Origin of the sequence: Salmonella sp. SAL04157 (assembly GCF_046551635.1) — a bacterium.
Taxonomy (GTDB): Bacteria; Pseudomonadota; Gammaproteobacteria; order Enterobacterales; family Enterobacteriaceae; genus Salmonella; species Salmonella enterica.
Window position 1 is genome coordinate 105,382 of record NZ_JBGDVS010000012.1, and the last position, 19,223, is coordinate 124,604.

General features: G+C 52.8%; 16 protein-coding genes and 2 pseudogenes. 14 read left to right on the forward strand and 4 right to left on the reverse strand.

Annotation, left to right across the window (positions count from 1 at the left end; all coding sequences use genetic code 11):
- The first annotated feature begins 11 nt into the window (after nt 1-11).
- The 10 genes and pseudogenes from yihU to ACLJRE_RS20385 all read left to right on the forward strand — a co-directional run.
- Nucleotides 12-908: a sulfolactaldehyde 3-reductase gene (gene yihU / locus ACLJRE_RS20340; protein ID WP_000268248.1), complete on the forward strand. Its 897-nt coding sequence runs from the start codon at nt 12-14 to the stop codon at nt 906-908.
- A 22-nt stretch (nt 909-930) separates the two neighbouring features.
- Nucleotides 931-1,809 (forward strand): sulfofructosephosphate aldolase, encoded by an 879-nt coding sequence (yihT, locus tag ACLJRE_RS20345; RefSeq protein WP_001067413.1) that lies wholly within the window; start codon nt 931-933, stop codon nt 1,807-1,809.
- A gap of 15 nt (nt 1,810-1,824) precedes the next feature.
- Nucleotides 1,825-3,066 carry a sulfoquinovose isomerase gene (yihS, locus tag ACLJRE_RS20350; RefSeq protein WP_023207329.1) on the forward strand — a complete coding sequence of 414 codons (1,242 nt, stop codon included), beginning with the start codon at nt 1,825-1,827 and terminating at the stop codon, nt 3,064-3,066.
- Between the two features lie 3 nt (nt 3,067-3,069).
- The gene (locus ACLJRE_RS20355; RefSeq protein WP_015406200.1) at nt 3,070-3,927 is read left to right on the forward strand and encodes an aldose-1-epimerase; all 858 of its coding nucleotides are present in this window, start codon (nt 3,070-3,072) and stop codon (nt 3,925-3,927) included.
- Nucleotides 3,928-3,970: 43 nt separating this feature from the next.
- On the forward strand, nt 3,971-6,007 hold the full coding sequence (locus ACLJRE_RS20360; protein ID WP_023207330.1) for an alpha-glucosidase: 2,037 nt from the start codon (nt 3,971-3,973) through the stop codon (nt 6,005-6,007).
- 45 nt (nt 6,008-6,052) lie between these two features.
- A complete protein-coding gene (locus ACLJRE_RS20365; protein ID WP_000084245.1) occupies nt 6,053-7,435 on the forward strand; it encodes an MFS transporter in 1,383 nt (460 codons plus the stop codon).
- 45 nt (nt 7,436-7,480) lie between these two features.
- Nucleotides 7,481-8,902, forward strand: a complete 1,422-nt coding sequence (locus tag ACLJRE_RS20370; protein ID WP_000064888.1) for an MFS transporter — start codon at nt 7,481-7,483, stop codon at nt 8,900-8,902.
- Nucleotides 8,903-8,969: 67 nt separating this feature from the next.
- The gene (gene ompL, locus ACLJRE_RS20375) at nt 8,970-9,662 is read left to right on the forward strand and encodes a porin OmpL (RefSeq protein ID WP_000838828.1); all 693 of its coding nucleotides are present in this window, start codon (nt 8,970-8,972) and stop codon (nt 9,660-9,662) included.
- 156 nt (nt 9,663-9,818) lie between these two features.
- Nucleotides 9,819-9,926 (forward strand): annotated as a pseudogene (locus tag ACLJRE_RS20380) (cytoplasmic protein); the annotation flags it as partial.
- A pseudogene (locus tag ACLJRE_RS20385) lies at nt 9,927-9,998 on the forward strand (hypothetical protein); the annotation flags it as partial. It lies immediately after the preceding pseudogene.
- A gap of 54 nt (nt 9,999-10,052) precedes the next feature.
- Here the strand turns inward: ACLJRE_RS20385 and typA are convergent.
- On the reverse strand, nt 10,053-11,876 hold the full coding sequence (gene typA, locus ACLJRE_RS20390; protein ID WP_000572064.1) for a ribosome-dependent GTPase TypA: 1,824 nt from the start codon (nt 11,874-11,876) through the stop codon (nt 10,053-10,055).
- A 375-nt stretch (nt 11,877-12,251) separates the two neighbouring features.
- Here typA and glnA point away from each other — a divergent pair, with 375 nt between their 5' ends.
- The 4 genes from glnA (at nt 12,252) to ACLJRE_RS20410 (ending at nt 16,626) form a co-directional block, all read left to right on the forward strand.
- Nucleotides 12,252-13,661 (forward strand): glutamate--ammonia ligase, encoded by a 1,410-nt coding sequence (gene glnA, locus ACLJRE_RS20395; protein ID WP_001271699.1) that lies wholly within the window; start codon nt 12,252-12,254, stop codon nt 13,659-13,661.
- A 274-nt stretch (nt 13,662-13,935) separates the two neighbouring features.
- Nucleotides 13,936-14,985 carry a nitrogen regulation protein NR(II) gene (glnL, locus tag ACLJRE_RS20400; protein WP_000146189.1) on the forward strand — a complete coding sequence of 350 codons (1,050 nt, stop codon included), beginning with the start codon at nt 13,936-13,938 and terminating at the stop codon, nt 14,983-14,985.
- 8 nt (nt 14,986-14,993) lie between these two features.
- Nucleotides 14,994-16,403 (forward strand): nitrogen regulation protein NR(I), encoded by a 1,410-nt coding sequence (glnG, locus tag ACLJRE_RS20405; RefSeq protein WP_001188782.1) that lies wholly within the window; start codon nt 14,994-14,996, stop codon nt 16,401-16,403.
- A gap of 112 nt (nt 16,404-16,515) precedes the next feature.
- A complete protein-coding gene (locus ACLJRE_RS20410; protein ID WP_001578131.1) occupies nt 16,516-16,626 on the forward strand; it encodes a YshB family small membrane protein in 111 nt (36 codons plus the stop codon).
- Nucleotides 16,627-16,715: 89 nt separating this feature from the next.
- Here the strand turns inward: ACLJRE_RS20410 and hemN are convergent, their stop codons facing one another.
- The 3 genes from hemN to ACLJRE_RS20425 form a co-directional block, all read right to left on the reverse strand.
- Nucleotides 16,716-18,089: an oxygen-independent coproporphyrinogen III oxidase gene (gene hemN, locus ACLJRE_RS20415; protein ID WP_000003528.1), complete on the reverse strand. Its 1,374-nt coding sequence runs from the start codon at nt 18,087-18,089 to the stop codon at nt 16,716-16,718.
- Between the two features lie 188 nt (nt 18,090-18,277).
- A complete protein-coding gene (yihI, locus tag ACLJRE_RS20420; RefSeq protein WP_000743292.1) occupies nt 18,278-18,793 on the reverse strand; it encodes a Der GTPase-activating protein YihI in 516 nt (171 codons plus the stop codon).
- Nucleotides 18,794-18,911: 118 nt separating this feature from the next.
- The gene (locus ACLJRE_RS20425; RefSeq protein ID WP_001541209.1) at nt 18,912-19,136 is read right to left on the reverse strand and encodes a hypothetical protein; all 225 of its coding nucleotides are present in this window, start codon (nt 19,134-19,136) and stop codon (nt 18,912-18,914) included.
- Between the last annotated feature and the right edge of the window lie 87 nt (nt 19,137-19,223).

Below are 19,223 nucleotides of genomic sequence, written 5' to 3' on the forward strand. Positions count from 1 at the left end.
AGGAGAACGATATGGCAGTTATAGCATTTATCGGGTTGGGACAGATGGGCTCTCCTATGGCGAGCAATCTGCTAAAGCAGGGCCATCAACTCAGCGTCTTCGATGTTAATCCCGACGCCGTACAGCGTCTGGTAGACAAAGGCGCGCAACCTGCAAGCAGCCCGGCTCAGGCAACCATCGGCGCTGAATTTGTTATCACCATGCTCCCGAACGGCGATCTGGTTCGTTCCGTTTTGTTTGGCGAGCAAGGCGTTTGTGAAACCCTTTCCCGTGAAGCGCTGGTCATTGATATGTCCACTATTCATCCGTTGCAAACCGATAAGCTGATTGCCGACATGCAGAGCAAAGGGTTCAGCATGATGGATGTGCCGGTAGGCCGGACATCCGACAACGCGATTACCGGCACATTGTTGCTGCTGGCAGGCGGTACGGCGGAGCAAGTAGAGCGCGCTACCCCTGTTCTGATGGCGATGGGTAATGAGCTGGTCAACACCGGCGGCCCGGGAATGGGTATTCGCGTAAAACTGATCAACAACTACATGAGTATTGCGCTAAATGCGCTCTCCGCCGAAGCCGCCGTGCTGTGTGAAGCGCTGGGGCTTTCCTTCGACGTGGCTTTAAAAGTGATGAGCGGCACTGCCGCAGGCAAAGGGCATTTCACCACCACCTGGCCGAATAAAGTGATGAAAGGGGATCTGTCTCCCGCCTTCATGATCGATCTGGCGCACAAAGATCTTGGCATCGCGTTGGATGTCGCCAATCAACTGCACGTACCGATGCCGCTCGGTGCCGCCTCCCGGGAAGTTTATAACCTGGCGCGGGCCGCAGGCCGCGGTCGGGAAGACTGGAGCGCCATCCTGGAACAGGTGCGCATCAGCGCCGGGCTGACCGCCAACGTAAAAAAGTAACGACTGTATAAAGGAAAATTGAATGAACAACTACACCATCAAAGACATTACGCGAGCGTCCGGCGGGTTTGCCATGCTGGCTGTCGATCAGCGCGAGGCGATGCGTTTAATGTTTGCTGCTGCTGGTGCGAAAACACCCGTTGCCGATAGCGTGCTGACGGATTTCAAAGTGAATGCGGCGAAAATTCTTTCCCCGTATGCCTCTGCCGTTCTGCTGGATCAGCAGTTCTGTTATCGCCAGGCCGTAGAACAAAACGCGGTCGCTAAAAGCTGCGCCATGATCGTCGCGGCGGATGATTTCATCCCGGGCAACGGTATTCCCGTTGATAACGTTGTCATTGATAAAAAAATTAATGCGCAGGCGGTAAAACGGGATGGCGCGAAAGCCTTAAAACTGTTGGTGCTGTGGCGCAGCGACGAAGACGCGCAGCAGCGTCTGGATATGGTCAAAGAATTCAATGAATTATGTCACTCCAATGGTTTGCTGAGCATTATCGAACCGGTTGTACGCCCGCCGCGCTGCGGCGACAAGTTCGATCGCGAGCAGGCGATTATCGATGCGGCCAAAGAGCTGGGCGACAGCGGCGCCGATCTTTACAAAGTTGAAATGCCGCTCTACGGCAAAGGCGCGCGTTCCGATCTTCTTACCGCCTCACAACGCCTGAATGGGCATATCAATATGCCGTGGGTCATCCTCTCTTCCGGTGTGGACGAAAAACTGTTCCCTCGCGCGGTCAGGGTCGCCATGGAAGCTGGCGCATCCGGGTTCCTGGCGGGACGCGCGGTCTGGTCATCAGTGATTGGTCTACCGGATACCGAGCTGATGCTACGTGATGTTTCCGCGCCTAAGTTGCAACGTCTGGGCGAGATCGTCGATGAAATGATGGCGAAACGTCGTTAATACGAGGATGAAAGAATGAAATGGTTTAACACGTTGAGCCACAACCGCTGGCTGGAGCAGGAAACCGACCGCATCTTTAATTTCGGTAAAAACGCCGCGGTGCCGACAGGCTTCGGCTGGCTGGGAAATAAAGGGCAAATCAAAGAAGAGATGGGCACCCATCTTTGGATCACGGCGCGTATGCTGCACGTTTATTCCGTGGCGGCGTCGATGGGCCGACCGGGCGCTTATGATCTGGTCGATCACGGTATCAAAGCCATGAACGGCGCGCTGCGCGATAAAAAATACGGCGGCTGGTATGCCTGCGTTAACGATCAGGGCGTGGTGGATGCCTCTAAGCAGGGTTATCAACACTTCTTCGCCCTGCTGGGCGCGGCCAGCGCCGTCACGACCGGGCATCCTGAAGCCAAGAAATTGCTGGATTACACCATAGAAGTGATTGAGAAATACTTCTGGAGTGAAGAAGAGCAGATGTGCCTGGAGTCCTGGGATGAAGCCTTTAGCAAAACCGAAGACTACCGTGGCGGCAACGCCAATATGCACGCCGTCGAAGCGTTCCTGATTGTTTATGACGTTACCCATGACAAAAAATGGCTGGATCGCGCGCTACGTATCGCGTCGGTAATTATTCATGATGTGGCGCGCAACGGTGATTACCGCGTCAATGAACACTTCGATTCACAGTGGAACCCTATCCGCGACTACAACAAAGATAATCCTGCCCACCGTTTCCGCGCCTACGGCGGTACGCCAGGTCACTGGATTGAGTGGGGCCGTCTGATGCTCCATCTCCATGCTGCGCTGGAGGCCCGCTTCGAAACGCCACCCGCCTGGCTGCTGGAAGACGCGAAAGGTCTGTTCCATGCCACTATCCGCGACGCCTGGGCGCCAGATGGCGCAGACGGCTTTGTCTACTCAGTCGACTGGGACGGTAAACCTATCGTACGTGAACGCGTGCGCTGGCCGATTGTGGAAGCGATGGGTACGGCCTACGCCCTCTACACCCTGACGGGCGATAGCCAGTATGAAGAGTGGTATCAGAAATGGTGGGACTACTGCATTAAGTACCTGATGGACTATGAAAATGGTTCCTGGTGGCAAGAGCTGGACGCCGATAACAAAGTGACCACCAAAGTGTGGGACGGCAAGCAAGATATTTACCATCTGCTGCACTGCCTGGTCATTCCTCGTCTGCCACTGGCGCCAGGCCTGGCTCCAGCGGTCGCGGCGGGTCTCCTGGATATCAACGCGAAATAGGTCATGAGGATGGCAGCCATGCACAGCGGTGGAAAAACTATTCAGCTTAATGCGGGCCATTACCAGGCGAAAATCGTCACGGTTGGCGCAGGTCTGGCGGAACTGACCCATCATGGACGCCATGTGGTCATCCCGCATAAACCGGAAGAAATACCCATGGCGCATCTGGGGAAAGTATTGATTCCCTGGCCCAATCGCGTGACAAATGGCTGCTACTCCTATAACGGCAAGGTTTTCCAGCTTGCCGTTAACGACCCGGTTTCGCAGACCGCCATTCACGGTCTGTTAGCCTGGCGAGACTGGCAGATTAATTATCAGTCGGCGACGGAAGCGTCGCTAACGATTTTTCTGCCGCCCTCTTACGGCTATCCCTTTGCGTTGATATCGGAAGTAATTTATCGGTTAGATGCCGCCAGTGGGCTGCGCGTATTGATTCGTACGCAAAACATTGGCGATGAATCAGCCCCTTATGGCGCGGGCGCACATCCTTATTTGACTTGTAATCTGCAAAGCATCGATAGCTGTGTATTAACACTGCCTGCAAGCGAAGAATTGCCCGCAGGCAGGGATTTTTCCGCATCATGCCTGCTCGGCGAAACGCGCCTTGATCATGCGGTTAAGACCGCGACTACCCCGGCTGAGTGGGAGGTCAGACTTACCAGCCCAACGCAGAACATGTCTACATTTTTACGCAGCAATCAACCCTGGCTACAGATCTATACCGGCGAAAAACTCAGCCGAAAAGGTCTCGCGGTAGAGCCTATGAGCTGCCCGCCCGATGCATTTAATTCCGGGATCGCGCTGATTCATCTTGCCCCAAAAGCGATCCATCAACTGCATTTTTCCATCGGCTGTGACTAGCCCAAATGGATTACCGAATTACCCTACATTCACGGAGATTACAATGAATTCTCTACCACAACGGTCAACCGATTTTGAACTGACAACATCACAGGATGGTTTTGCGCTTAGCTGGCAGCAGCGCCTGATTTTACGCCACAGCGCCGAAAACCCCTGTCTGTGGATTGGCGCGGGCGTTGCCGACATTGATATGTTCCGCGGCAACTTCAGCATCAAAGACAAACTTAACGAAAAGATTGCATTAACGGAGGCCACCGTCAGCGAGCTACCCGACGGCTGGCTGGTACAATTCAGCCGTGGCGCAACAATTAGCGCCACCCTTCGCATCTCCGCCGATGAGGCGGGACGCCTGACGTTGGATCTGCAAAACGACGACCTGCACCATAACCGTATCTGGTTACGCCTCGCAGCTAATCCAGACGACCATATCTACGGCTGCGGCGAACAGTTCTCTTATTTCGATTTGCGCGGCAAGCCGTTCCCGCTGTGGACCAGCGAACAGGGCGTTGGCCGTAATAAAACCAGCTATGTCACCTGGCAGGCAGACTGCAAAGAGAACGCCGGCGGCGACTATTACTGGACCTTCTTCCCGCAACCGACCTTTGTCAGCACGCAAAAATACTACTGCCACGTTGAAAATAGCTGTTATATGAATTTCGACTTCAGCGCGCCGGAGTATCACGAACTGGCGCTGTGGGAAGATAAAACTACGCTGCGTTTTGAGTGTGCCGACACCTACATCGCCCTGCTGGAAAAACTGACTGCGCTGTTAGGCCGCCAGCCGGAGCTGCCGGACTGGGTTTACGACGGCGTCACGTTAGGCATTCAGGGCGGTACGGAAGTTTGCCAGAAAAAACTGGATACCATGCGCAACGCTGGCGTAAAAGTGAACGGTATTTGGGCGCAGGACTGGTCCGGTATCCGCATGACCTCCTTTGGCAAGCGCGTGATGTGGAACTGGAAGTGGAATAGCGACAACTATCCGCAACTGGATAGCCGGATCAAACAGTGGAAAGAAGAAGGCGTCCAGTTCCTCTCTTATATCAATCCATACGTCGCCAGTGATAAAGACCTCTGCGCCGAGGCGGCGAAACACGGCTATCTGGCGAAAGACGCCACGGGCGGCGACTATCTGGTCGAGTTTGGCGAATTCTATGGCGGCGTGGTCGATCTGACCAATCCTGAAGCTTACGACTGGTTCAAAGACGTCATCAAAAAGAACATGATCGCGCTCGGCTGCAGCGGCTGGATGGCGGATTTCGGCGAATATCTGCCGACCGACACGTATCTGCACAACGGCGTCAGCGCCGAGATCATGCATAACGCCTGGCCTGCGCTGTGGGCGAAATGTAACTACGAAGCGCTACAGGAGACCGGCAAACTCGGCGAGATCCTGTTCTTTATGCGTGCGGGTTACACCGGTAGCCAGAAGTATTCCACCATGATGTGGGCAGGTGACCAGAACGTTGACTGGAGCCTTGATGATGGTCTGGCCTCGGTAGTACCTGCGGCATTGTCGCTGGCGATGACCGGCCATGGTCTGCATCACAGCGATATCGGCGGCTACACCACCCTGTTTGACATGAAACGCAGCAAAGAGTTGCTGCTGCGCTGGTGCGATTTCAGCGCCTTTACGCCGATGATGCGCACCCATGAAGGCAACCGCCCCGGCGATAACTGGCAGTTCGACGGCGACGCGGAAACTATTGCCCACTTTGCCCGCATGACCACCGTCTTTACCACGCTGAAACCGTATCTCAAGCAGGCGGTGGCGCAAAACGCGGCTACCGGTCTGCCGGTCATGCGTCCGCTATTCCTGCACTACGAGAACGATGCCGCAACCTACACCCTGAAATATCAATATCTGCTCGGTCAGGATCTGCTGGTCGCGCCGGTTCACGAGCAGGGGCGTTGCGACTGGACGCTGTACCTGCCGGAAGATCACTGGGTGAATATCTGGACCGGCGAAGTTCACCACGGCGGTGAAATTACCGTGGATGCGCCCATTGGCAAGCCGCCGGTCTTCTATCGCGCGAAGAGCGAGTGGGCTTCACTTTTTGCTTCTTTACGGAATATCTAATACGGCTCGCCCGCAGGGAAACCTGCGGGCAGATGGAGAAGAATAATGAGTCAAACATCATCGAATCCGGCAACCCTACGCTTGCCGTTTAAAGAAAAACTTGCCTATGGACTGGGGGATTTAGGTTCCAATATCCTGTTAGATATCGGGACCCTCTATTTACTCAAATTTTATACCGATGTGCTGGGTTTACCAGGGACTTACGGCGGGATCATTTTCCTTATCGCCAAATTTTTCACCGCATTTACCGATATGGGTACCGGCATTATGCTCGACTCGCGGCGTAAAATTGGTCCGAAGGGCAAATTCCGCCCGTTCGTGCTTTACGCGGCATTTCCGGTAACGCTACTGGCGATTGCTAACTTTGTCGGCACACCGTTTGAGGTGACGGGAAAAACCGTCGTCGCAACGATACTGTTTATGCTGTACGGGCTGGTTTTCAGCATGATGAACTGCTCGTATGGCGCGATGGTGCCGGCGATTACCAAGAACCCGGATGAACGCGCCTCGCTTGCTGCCTGGCGCCAGGGAGGCGCCACTCTCGGCCTGCTGCTGTGTACCGTTGGCTTTGTGCCGGTCATGAACCTGATCGAAGGCAATGCCCAACTCAGCTATATTTTCGCCGCCACGCTATTTTCATTGTTTGGCCTGCTATTTATGTGGCTGTGCTACGCCGGCGTTAAAGAGCGCTACGTCGAAGTGAAACCTGTCGATAACGCGCAAAAGCCCGGATTATTGCAGTCGTTCCGCGCCATCGCCGGTAACCGTCCGCTGTTTATTCTGTGTATCGCCAACCTTTGTACTCTCGGCGCCTTCAACGTCAAACTGGCGATTCAGGTTTATTACACCCAGTACGTTCTTAACGACCCGATCCTCCTCTCCTGGATGGGCTTCTTTAGCATGGGCTGTATTTTTATCGGCGTCTTTTTGATGCCCGGCGCAGTAAGGCGTTTTGGCAAGAAGAAAGTCTATATCGGCGGGCTGTTAATATGGGTGGCGGGCGATCTGCTCAACTACTTCTTTGGCGGCGGCTCGGTCAGTTTTGTCGCCTTCTCCTGCCTGGCGTTCTTCGGTTCCGCCTTCGTCAACAGCCTGAACTGGGCGCTGGTTTCCGACACGGTGGAGTACGGTGAATGGCGCACCGGCGTCCGCTCGGAAGGGACGGTTTACACCGGCTTCACCTTCTTCCGTAAGGTCTCCCAGGCGCTGGCAGGGTTCTTCCCCGGCTGGATGCTGACGCAAATCGGTTATATCCCGAATGTGGTGCAATCGGCAGGCACCGTCGAAGGCCTACGCCAGTTGATCTTTATTTATCCTTGCGTGCTGGCGGTCATCACCATTATTGCGATGGGCTGTTTCTACAACCTCAACGAGAAGATGTACGTGCGAATTGTGGAAGAGATTGAGGCCCGGAAACATACGGTTTAACAACAATAAAATATAACGCCCTGCGGGGCGTTTTGAGAGGCGATTATGTCTAATCATGATCCGCTAACGCTAAAGTTGAGCCTGCGGGAAAAATGCGCCTATGGCGTGGGCGATTTCGGCTCAAATCTGATGCTGTGTATCGGTACGCTGTATCTACTGAAGTTTTATACCGATGAACTCGGGATGCCTGCATATTACGGTGGAATTATCTTTCTGGTGGCGAAATTCTTCACCGCTTTTACCGATATGCTCACCGGCGTATTGCTGGACTCACGCCGTAATATTGGCGCAAAAGGAAAGTTTCGGCCTTTTATTCTGTATGCGTCATTTCCGGTGGCTCTGGTTGCTACTGCGCAATTCTTTGCCACTCACTTTACTTTACCCGTTAAAACAGCCTTCGCGACGGTGCTGTTTATGTTGTTCGGTCTGTTCTACAGCCTGATGAACTGCTCATACGGCGCGATGGTACCCGCTATTACCAAAAATCCGCATGAGCGCGCCCAGCTCGCCGCATGGCGACAAGGCGGCGCTACCATTGGCCTTCTTCTTTGTACCGTAGGTTTTATGCCCATTCAGGCGCTGTTTACCCGTTCCCCTTCGCTGGGTTATCTGATTGCAGCAGTCATCTTTTCGGTCTGCGGGCTGTTCAGCATGTGGTGGTGCTTTAGCGGGGTGAAAGAACGGTATATCGAAACCGTACCTGACACGCATAAACCCAGCATATTGAAGTCCTTCTGCGCGATTTTTCGTAATCCGCCGCTGCTGGTGCTCTGCGTTGCCAATTTGTGCACGCTGGCCGCCTTTAATATCAAGCTGGCCATTCAGGTTTATTACACTCAGTACGTGCTGAACGATATTCATTTGTTGTCATGGATGGGTTTTTTCAGCATGGGCTGTATCCTGATTGGTGTTTTATTAGTACCTGCTGCGGTAAAACGCTTCGGGAAAAAACAGGTTTATCTTGGTGGTCTGATATTGTGGGCCGTTGGCGATATCCTGAATTTTATCTGGGGTGGAACGTCATTCCTGTTTGTTATTTTCTCTTGTATCGCCTTCTTCGGTACCGCTTTCGTCAACAGCCTGAACTGGGCGCTGGTTCCGGATACGGTTGACTACGGTGAATGGAAAACGGGTATTCGCGCTGAAGGCTCGGTGTATACGGGTTATACCTTTTCCCGCAAAATTTCCGCTGCGCTTGCTGGCTTTTTGCCAGGTATTATGCTGACGCAAATCGGTTATATCCCCAACATAGCTCAAAGTGACACCACGTTGCTTGGTTTGCGTCAGCTCATTTTTTTATGGCCTTGCGGTCTTGCCATTATCGCAGCACTAACGATGGGCTTTTTTTATAAGCTCAATGAACAACGTTTCGCTTTTATTATCGAGGAAATTGCCCAACGAAAGAAAACAGGTAATCAAATTGTCGCGACTAATAATAAACAAAGTATTTCTACTGTAAATAATTAAACGACGCTTGCCGCTTTATCCATCCCGATGGATGGCGGCTTCCCTATATTTGAAAAATGGATTTATTATGAAATCTCTGAATACTCTAGTGATATTAACTTCAGTAATATCCACCTCTGTTTTTGCTGGCGCTTATGTAGAAAACCGTGAGGCCTATAACCTGGCGTCTGACCAAATGGAGTTTATGCTGCGCGTCGGCTATAACTCCGATATGGGTGCCGGAATTATGTTGACCAATACCTATACGCTACAGCGTGATGATGAATTAAAGCACGGTTATAATGAGATTGAGGGCTGGTATCCGTTATTTAAACCTACAGATAAATTAACCATCCAGCCTGGTGGGTTAATAAACGACAAAAGCATTGGTTCCGGCGGCGCCGTCTATCTGGATGTTAACTATAAATTTACCCCGTGGTTTAATCTTACGGTACGTAACCGATATAATCACAATAATTATAGTTCAACCGATTTGAATGGCGAACTGGATAATAATGACAGCTATGAAATCGGTAACTATTGGAATTTTATCATTACCGATAAATTTTCTTATACCTTTGAACCACACTATTTTTATAACGTTAATGATTTTAATAGTAGTAATGGTACGAAGCATCATTGGGAAATCACTAATACCTTCCGTTATCGTATCAATGAACACTGGTTGCCCTATTTTGAATTACGCTGGTTAGATCGTAACGTGGGCCCCTACCATAGAGAGCAAAACCAGATTCGTATCGGGGCGAAGTATTTCTTCTGATATTATCGCCTCTATTTTCCGAATCTGCATCACAGCGGGTAGTTGTTCTGCCCGCTCATTCATCCTGAATCAGACTCCCGATATCCCGCCCCTAAGCGCCATGATAATATTCGTAAAGCGTTTTACCATATTCATGCTTATAGAGAAGGGAAACAAATGAATAAGCGATTTAATATTGATTGGGACAATGAATTAACCCAGGAACAGCTCATTAATTTGATGTTAACCGATGAAGATCTGCCAAAGCTTCGCTCGCTGACCATTGTCATTGGTCGGCATAATACGCCAGCGATTGCTGATTTTTTGGCAACCTTATCCCTTTATCAATGTGAATAAAAAAACCCCGCCGAGTTTTCATTTCGGCAGGGTTTTTATCCGTAAGAGCGTTAATTACTCTTCTTTCTGACCACGGTTCGCACGGCGGCGATCGTTTTCCGTCAGGTGACGTTTACGGATACGGATAGAGGTAGGGGTGACTTCTACCAGTTCGTCGTCATCAATGAACTCCAGCGCTTGCTCAAGGCTCATTTTAATTGGCGGAACCAGAATCACCGCTTCATCCGTACCGGACGCACGCATGTTGGTCAGTTTCTTACCGGTCAGGCAGTTTACCGTCAGGTCGTTGGAGCGACTGTGAATACCAATAATCTGGCCTTCGTAAACTTCCGCGCCGTGACCCAGGAACAGCTTACCGCGATCCTGCAAACCGAACAGCGCAAACGCCACCGCTTTACCCTGACCGTTGGAGATCAGTACGCCGTTCTGACGCTGGCCCACTTCACCCGGACGAATATCGTCGTAATGGCTGAAGGTGGAGTACAGCAGACCCGTACCGGAAGTCATGGTCATAAATTCTGAACGGAAACCAATCAGCCCACGGCTTGGGATCACGTAGTCGAGACGTACGCGGCCTTTACCGTCCGGATTCATGTTTTTCAGGTCGCCTTTACGCTCGCCCAGCGCCTGCATGACAGACCCCTGGTGCTGCTCTTCGACGTCCAGCGTCACGTTTTCGTACGGCTCTTGTTTACGACCGTCGATTTCACGGAAGATAACTTTCGGACGGGAAACCGCCAGTTCGAAACCTTCACGACGCATATTTTCAATCAGCACGGACAGGTGCAGTTCGCCACGACCGGATACACGGAACGCATCCGCATCTTCGGTTTCTTCAACGCGCAGCGCCACGTTATGTACCAGCTCTTTGTTCAGACGGTCAAGAATTTGACGAGAAGTCACAAACTTACCTTCTTTACCGCAGAACGGCGAGGTGTTAACGCAGAAGAACATAGACACGGTTGGCTCATCAACGGACAGCGCCGGCAGCGCTTCAACGTTCTGCGGGTCGCAGATGGTGTCGGAAATGTTCAGCTCGCCCAGACCGGTGATCGCAATGATATCGCCCGCTTCGGCGATATCGCTGTCGATACGCTCCAGACCCAGATGCGTCAGCACTTTACCTACTTTCGCGTTACGGGTTTTCCCTTCACTATCGATGATAGTGACCTGCTGGTTCGGCTTCACTTTGCCGCGTTTGATACGGCCAATGCCGATAACGCCAACATAGTTGTTGTAGTCCAGCTGGGAGATCTGCATCTGCAACGGACCATCGAGGTCAACGTCCGGCGCCGGAACATGATCAACGATCGCCTGATACAGCGGGGTCATGTCTTCCGCCATATCTTCGTGGTCCAGACCCGCGATACCGTTCAGCGCCGAAGCGTAGATGATCGGGAAGTCCAGCTGTTCGTCGGTCGCGTCGAGGTTAACAAACAGGTCGAATACCTGGTCAACAACCCAGTCAGGGCGCGCGCCAGGACGGTCAACCTTGTTGATAACCACAATAGGTTTCAGGCCATGAGCAAAGGCTTTTTTGGTCACGAAGCGCGTTTGCGGCATCGGGCCGTCAAATGCGTCAACCACCAGCAGCACAGAGTCAACCATGGACATGACGCGCTCTACTTCACCACCGAAGTCAGCGTGCCCGGGAGTATCAACGATGTTGATACGGTAATCATTCCATTTAATAGCGGTGTTTTTAGCGAGGATAGTAATACCACGCTCTTTCTCCAAATCGTTGGAGTCCATCACTCGCTCTTGAGTTTCGGCACGCGCGTCGAACGTACCGGATTGCTGGAGCAGCTTATCAACCAAGGTAGTTTTACCATGGTCAACGTGCGCGATGATGGCGATGTTACGCAAATTTTCGATCACAACTTTGCCTCAGGCATTAGAAATAGCGCGTTATTGTACACGGATTAATCGCACTACAAAACAGGATCACAAACATCCTCCGCAAACAAGTATTGCAGAGTCTCTTTGTGATCGCTTTCACGGAGCGTTAAAAGGGTGGCTTGCGTTCTATTGCACCAATGTGGTGCTTAATGTTCACATTAAAGCACTATTTTGGTGCAACATAGTCACCGTGGTGCAGCCCTTTTGCACGATGGTGCGCATGATAACGCCTTTTAGGGGCAATGTGAAAGTTGGCACAGATTTCGCTTTATATTTTTACGGCGACACGGCCAGCAGAATTGAAGATCTCGTTACCACGACGACCGACCATGACCAATCCGGGAGAGTACAAGTATGTCCGCTGAACACGTTTTGACGATGCTGAACGAGCACGAAGTGAAGTTTGTCGATCTGCGCTTCACCGATACCAAAGGCAAAGAACAGCACGTCACGATTCCTGCTCATCAGGTAAATGCCGAATTCTTTGAAGAAGGCAAAATGTTTGACGGCTCCTCTATCGGCGGCTGGAAAGGCATTAACGAATCCGACATGGTGCTGATGCCCGATGCGTCCACTGCGGTTATCGACCCGTTCTTCGCGGACTCTACCCTGATTATCCGTTGCGACATCCTGGAGCCTGGCACTCTGCAAGGTTATGACCGTGACCCACGTTCCATCGCAAAACGTGCGGAAGACTACCTGCGCGCGACCGGTATCGCCGATACCGTCCTGTTTGGGCCGGAACCTGAATTCTTCCTGTTCGACGACATCCGCTTCGGCGCATCTATCTCCGGCTCACATGTGGCGATTGACGATATTGAAGGCGCCTGGAACTCCTCTACCAAGTACGAAGGCGGCAACAAAGGCCATCGTCCGGGCGTGAAAGGCGGTTATTTCCCGGTTCCGCCAGTTGACTCCGCGCAGGATATCCGTTCTGAAATGTGTCTGGTCATGGAGCAGATGGGCCTGGTCGTTGAAGCGCACCACCACGAAGTAGCGACCGCAGGTCAGAACGAAGTGGCGACCCGCTTTAACACCATGACCAAAAAAGCCGACGAAATTCAGATTTACAAATATGTCGTACATAACGTGGCTCACCGCTTCGGTAAGACCGCGACCTTTATGCCAAAACCGATGTTCGGCGATAACGGTTCCGGTATGCACTGCCACATGTCGCTGGCGAAGAACGGCACCAACCTGTTCTCTGGCGACAAATATGCCGGTCTGTCTGAGCAGGCGCTGTACTACATCGGCGGCGTCATCAAACACGCCAAAGCCATCAACGCCCTGGCGAACCCGACCACCAACTCCTACAAGCGTCTGGTCCCGGGTTACGAAGCGCCGGTGATGCTGGCCTACTCCGCCCGTAACCGTTCCGCCTCCATCCGTATTCCGGTGGTGGCGTCTCCGAAAGCGCGCCGTATCGAAGTTCGCTTCCCGGACCCGGCGGCTAACCCATATCTGTGCTTTGCCGCCCTGCTGATGGCCGGTCTGGACGGGATTAAGAATAAGATTCACCCGGGCGAAGCCATGGACAAAAACCTGTATGACCTGCCGCCGGAAGAAGCGAAAGAGATCCCACAGGTAGCGGGTTCTCTGGAAGAAGCGCTGAACGCGCTGGACCTGGACCGCGAGTTCCTGAAAGCAGGCGGCGTGTTCACGGATGAAGCGATCGATGCGTATATTGCGCTGCGTCGCGAAGAAGATGACCGCGTGCGTATGACCCCGCACCCGGTAGAGTTTGAGCTGTACTACAGCGTTTAATCGTATATTAAAAATCCGACGAATTTCGCGTTGCTGCAAGGCGGCAACTGAGCACATCCCCAGGAGCATAGATAGCGATGAGACTGGGGTAAGCGAAGGCAGCCAACGCAGCAGCAGCGTGAAAGGCGTCAGGAGTTTTTGAGTTGCCGTGGAAACTTTCAGCCCATCCCAGGATGGGCTTTTTTCTCCACCAACAATCTGATCTCACGCGCTTTTTAGTGGTAAAAAGCTATAATGCACTAAAATGGTGCAACCTTTTCCAGGAGACTGCTGAATGGCAAGCGGCATACAGCCCGATGCTGGGCAGATCCTCAATTCGTTAATCAACAGCGTGCTGGTGGTCGACGACGCGCTGGCAATCCATTACGCCAACCCTGCCGCGCAGCAGTTGCTCGCGCAAAGCTCACGCAAACTGTTCGGGACGCCGTTACCTGAACTGTTGAGCTATTTTTCGTTAAACATTGACCTGATGCGCGAAAGTTTAGCGGCAGGGCAAGGCTTTACCGATAACGAAGTGACGCTGGTGATTGATAGTCGCTCGCATATTCTCTCTTTGACCGCCCAACGTCTGCCCGACGATTTTATACTGCTCGAAATGGCGCCGATGGATAACCAGCGTCGTCTGAGTCAGGAGCAGTTGCAGCACGCGCAGCAAATCGCCGCCCGCGATCTGGTGCGCGGTCTGGCACACGAAATCAAAAATCCGCTCGGCGGCCTGCGCGGCGCGGCGCAGCTACTCAGCAAGGCGCTGCCCGACCCGGCGCTAATGGAATATACCAAAGTCATCATTGAACAGGCCGACAGGCTACGCAACCTTGTCGATCGTTTGCTGGGGCCGCAGCACCCGGGAATGCACATTACCGAGAGCATACATAAAGTCGCGGAGCGCGTGGTGGCGCTGGTGTCGATGGAACTGCCGGATAATGTCCGGCTTATCCGCGATTACGACCCCAGTCTGCCAGAACTGCCGCACGATCCGGAACAAATTGAGCAAGTACTGCTGAATATTGTCCGCAATGCCTTGCAGGCGCTGGGGCCGGATGGCGGCGAAATTACGCTGCGTACCCGTACCGCCTTCCAGTTAACGCTGCATGGCGAACGCTATCGCCTGGCGGCGCGTATAGACGTTGAAGACAATGGGCCGGGCATTCCTCCCCATTTACAGGATACGCTGTTCTACCCGATGGTCAGCGGTCGCGAAGGCGGCACCGGGCTTGGGTTATCTATCGCCCGCAATCTTATCGATCAACACGCCGGCAAAATTGAATTTACCAGTTGGCCGGGGCATACCGAGTTTTCGGTTTACCTGCCGATTCGGAAATAGAGGTGTTTATGCAACGAGGAATAGTCTGGGTCGTCGATGATGATAGTTCCATCCGTTGGGTGCTTGAGCGTGCTCTCGCCGGGGCAGGGTTGACCTGTACCACCTTTGAGAATGGTAATGAAGTACTGGCTGCGCTGGCCAGTAAAACGCCGGACGTCTTGCTGTCGGATATCCGAATGCCGGGAATGGACGGGCTGGCGCTATTAAAGCAGATTAAACAGCGTCACCCGATGCTTCCGGTCATCATTATGACCGCACATTCCGATTTAGATGCCGCCGTGAGCGCCTATCAGCAGGGGGCGTTTGATTATCTGCCTAAACCGTTTGATATTGATGAAGCCGTCGCTCTGGTCGAGCGCGCGATTAGCCACTATCAGGAGCAGCAACAGCCGCGTAATATCGAGGTTAACGGCCCGACAACAGACATGATAGGCGAAGCGCCCGCCATGCAGGATGTGTTTCGCATTATTGGTCGGCTGTCGCGTTCTTCGATTAGCGTGCTGATTAACGGCGAATCAGGGACCGGTAAAGAACTGGTCGCCCATGCGCTTCACCGCCATAGCCCACGCGCCAAAGCGCCGTTTATCGCGCTCAATATGGCGGCCATCCCGAAAGATTTGATTGAATCCGAACTGTTTGGCCATGAGAAAGGCGCTTTTACCGGGGCGAATACCATCCGGCAGGGCCGTTTCGAGCAGGCTGACGGCGGTACGCTGTTTCTGGACGAAATTGGCGATATGCCGCTGGATGTCCAGACTCGTCTGTTACGCGTGCTGGCTGACGGACAGTTCTACCGCGTGGGCGGGTACGCGCCGGTAAAAGTGGATGTGCGCATTATCGCCGCCACCCACCAGAACCTCGAACGACGCGTTCAGGAAGGGAAATTCCGCGAAGACCTGTTCCACCGCCTGAACGTGATTCGTATCCATCTTCCGCCGTTGCGCGAGCGCCGTGAGGATATTCCGCGCCTGGCGCGCCATTTTTTGCAGGTCGCCGCCCGTGAATTAGGCGTGGAAGCCAAATTATTACATCCGGAAACCGAAACGGCGTTAACGCGCCTGGCATGGCCTGGTAACGTGCGTCAGTTAGAAAATACCTGCCGCTGGCTCACCGTCATGGCCGCCGGACAGGAAGTATTGATCCAGGATTTACCGGGCGAACTGTTTGAAGCCTCGGCGCCGGATAGCCCGTCCCACCTGCCGCCGGATAGCTGGGCGACATTACTGGCGCAATGGGCGGACCGCGCCTTGCGATCCGGTCATCAAAACCTGCTTTCTGAAGCGCAGCCAGAACTGGAAAGAACGCTACTGACCACGGCGTTACGCCATACGCAGGGTCATAAACAGGAAGCCGCCAGGCTGCTCGGTTGGGGGCGAAACACCCTAACGCGGAAGTTGAAAGAGCTGGGAATGGAGTAAGCATTACCCGCGAGTGTAAAGATTAATAATTGAGCGCAAAACGCTGCTATTTTGCGCTTTACTGTTCCGATGAGTTCAGTATGATCATGCCCGGCAAACGGGGGGATTCATTATGTTAGAATCTATTATTAATCTGGTATCGAGTGGAGCGGTCGACAGCCACACGCCACAAACTGCGCTAGCCGCCGTATTGTGTGCCGCGCTGGTGGGACTGTTCAGCTGACAATGTGCCGGATGGCGCTAATGCTTATCCGGCCTACAGGTTGTCGCAACGTGTAGGCCCGGTAAGCGCAGCGCCACCGGGCAACCCGGCTAAATGACGCGCGAAAACTGCTGCATCCGCGCTTTCTGGCGCAGATAAGCATCAAAGCACATGCAGATATTGCGGATCAGCAAACGACCTTTCGCCGTCACCTGAATTCCCTTCTCGCTAATATCCACCAGCCCATCTTTCGCCAGCGGCGACAGTAACTGCAAATCTTCGGCAAAATACTCAGCGAAATGCAAACCCCACTGCTGTTCGACAGCGTTAAAATCCAGGCGGAAGTTACAAATCAGCGCTTTGATAACATCGCGACGAATGCAATCATCACGGGTCAGCGTAATGCCACGCCATAGCGCATTGCCCCGCTCATCCACTTGCTGGTAATAACGCTTCAGCTCTTTCTGGTTCTGCATGTAGCCATCGCCAATCATGCTGATAGCAGAAACCCCCATCCCCAGCAGATCGGTATCGCCCTGGGTCGTATAGCCCTGAAAATTACGGTGCAGCACGCCTTCGCGCTGCGCGACGGCCAGTTCGTCGTCCGGACGGGCAAAATGGTCCATCCCGATAAACTGATAACCGGCCTGAGTAAGCGATACGATCGTCTCCTGCAAAATATCCAGTTTCTGCTGCGCGCTGGGTAAATCGGCATCTTTAATTTTACGCTGGGCGGCAAAAAGCGTTGGCAGATGCGCATAGTTAAAGACGCTCAAACGATCGGGGTTCAGTTCCGTCACACGCTTCAGCGTGAAAGCGAAGCTTTCCGGCGTCTGTTTCGGTAGACCGTAGATCAAATCGATATTGGTCGAGGTAAAGCCGATATCGCGGGCGTGATTAAGCAACGCAAAGATGAATTCTTCATCCTGCTCGCGGTTAACCAGGCGCTGCACCTCTTTATTAAAGTCCTGCACGCCCATACTCAGGCGGTTAAAACCTTCCGCACGTAAATGATCGAGCACATCCAGCTCAATTTCACGGGGATCGACTTCGATCGAGATTTCCGCGTCGGTATTAAAGTGGAAATTTTCACGCAACAGCGTCATTAAGCGGCTGATTTGCGCTTTATTCAGGTAAGTAGGCGTACCGCCGCCCCAGTGAAGCTGGCTGACATGACGGTTTGCAAACAGCGGCGCGCGATGGCGAATTTCCTGCTCAAGCGCGTCAAGATACTGGTCAGCTTTATGCTGTTGGCGGGTGACAATCTTGTTGCAGCCGCAGAAATAACACAACTTGTGACAAAACGGGATATGCACATACAGCGAGAGCGGACGTTCAGGATAACGCGCCACAGCCTGCAAGAATGCGGCGTCCTCGAAGTCTTCAGAAAACTCCAGCGCGGTTGGGTACGAGGTATATCGTGGCCCGGAATAGTTATATTTCTGGATCAGGGCCAGATCCCAGTCTATTTGCTGTTCAGACATGCTCACTCCTTCCGATGGCGTCTCTGGCGGGTACGGCGTACCGGCTTCACGCCATGACGGGCGGCAAGCCGGCTGCGCAGCCATTTCTGTCGCCGCGACAATCGCTGTAGTTTAACGAATAACCACACCAGATAACATATAACCGGAAGGGTTATAAGCAGGACGGGCAAGCCCACGGTGTAAACCCGTTAGTTGCCGCCTCTTAGCAGGCGCATCATATCTTCCTGCTTCTCGTCCTCTTCGTCGTCTTCTTCGTCGTCATCGTAAGACAGACCAAGCTTCTGCATCAGTTCATCAATACGATCCAGTTTGGCATCTACCCAGGCTTGATCTTCCGCACTCAGGGTTTCGCCCGCTTCCAGACGTTCTAACAGCGCATCCAGGCGCTCATCCGTTTCCAGTAAATCCAACTCCGCCTGCGGTGAAAGCATAGGTTTCTCACTTTTCGGTTTATGCTGTTGGGTCACTTTTTCAGTCACGCCCAATGGAACAGGTGTTTTACTGCCAATACGTGGATCTTTTTGTTGATTCTGATTGCCGCCGCCCGAAGCGGAATTGCCGCCCGCCGCGCGACTTCCCGGCGCATGACCGCGATGTTTTTTCAGGCGTTTACGGTCGCGCGCCTCCTGGTTTAACTCTTCACGCGTTTTACGACGCTGTTTGCCAAAGGCTTTACTGCGCGGTGCAGAGGTTGGTTTTTTCATGATGTCAGATCTTTAAGCCGTTTTATTCAGTATAGAATTGAGGCGGAATCTAGCAGAAAGCAAGCAAAGAAAAAAGGCGACAGAGTAATCTGCCGCCTTTTTTCTTGACTCACGACCCTTAACGGGTTCCACCATCCCTGTTGGCTATCAACACGCCCTGTTTTTCCCTTAGCCTGGAACATTCCATGTTGTTTCCATTTCCTTTTACTAACGTCTCCGGACGTTTGTCTTCCTGACAATCCTGTGTCTTCGCCTCCTGGCGCTCCTGACCCTCATCCTGAGTCGTTGATCCTGTTAGCGTCCTCGCTATGTGCATTACTTTACTCTTTTGGGGTAAACTCACAAGATACCGACACGGCAAATCCCTTTTTTTCAGACAATTACCTTTCTATAAATTCATGATTTAACTATATTAACTGGCTTTGAGCCT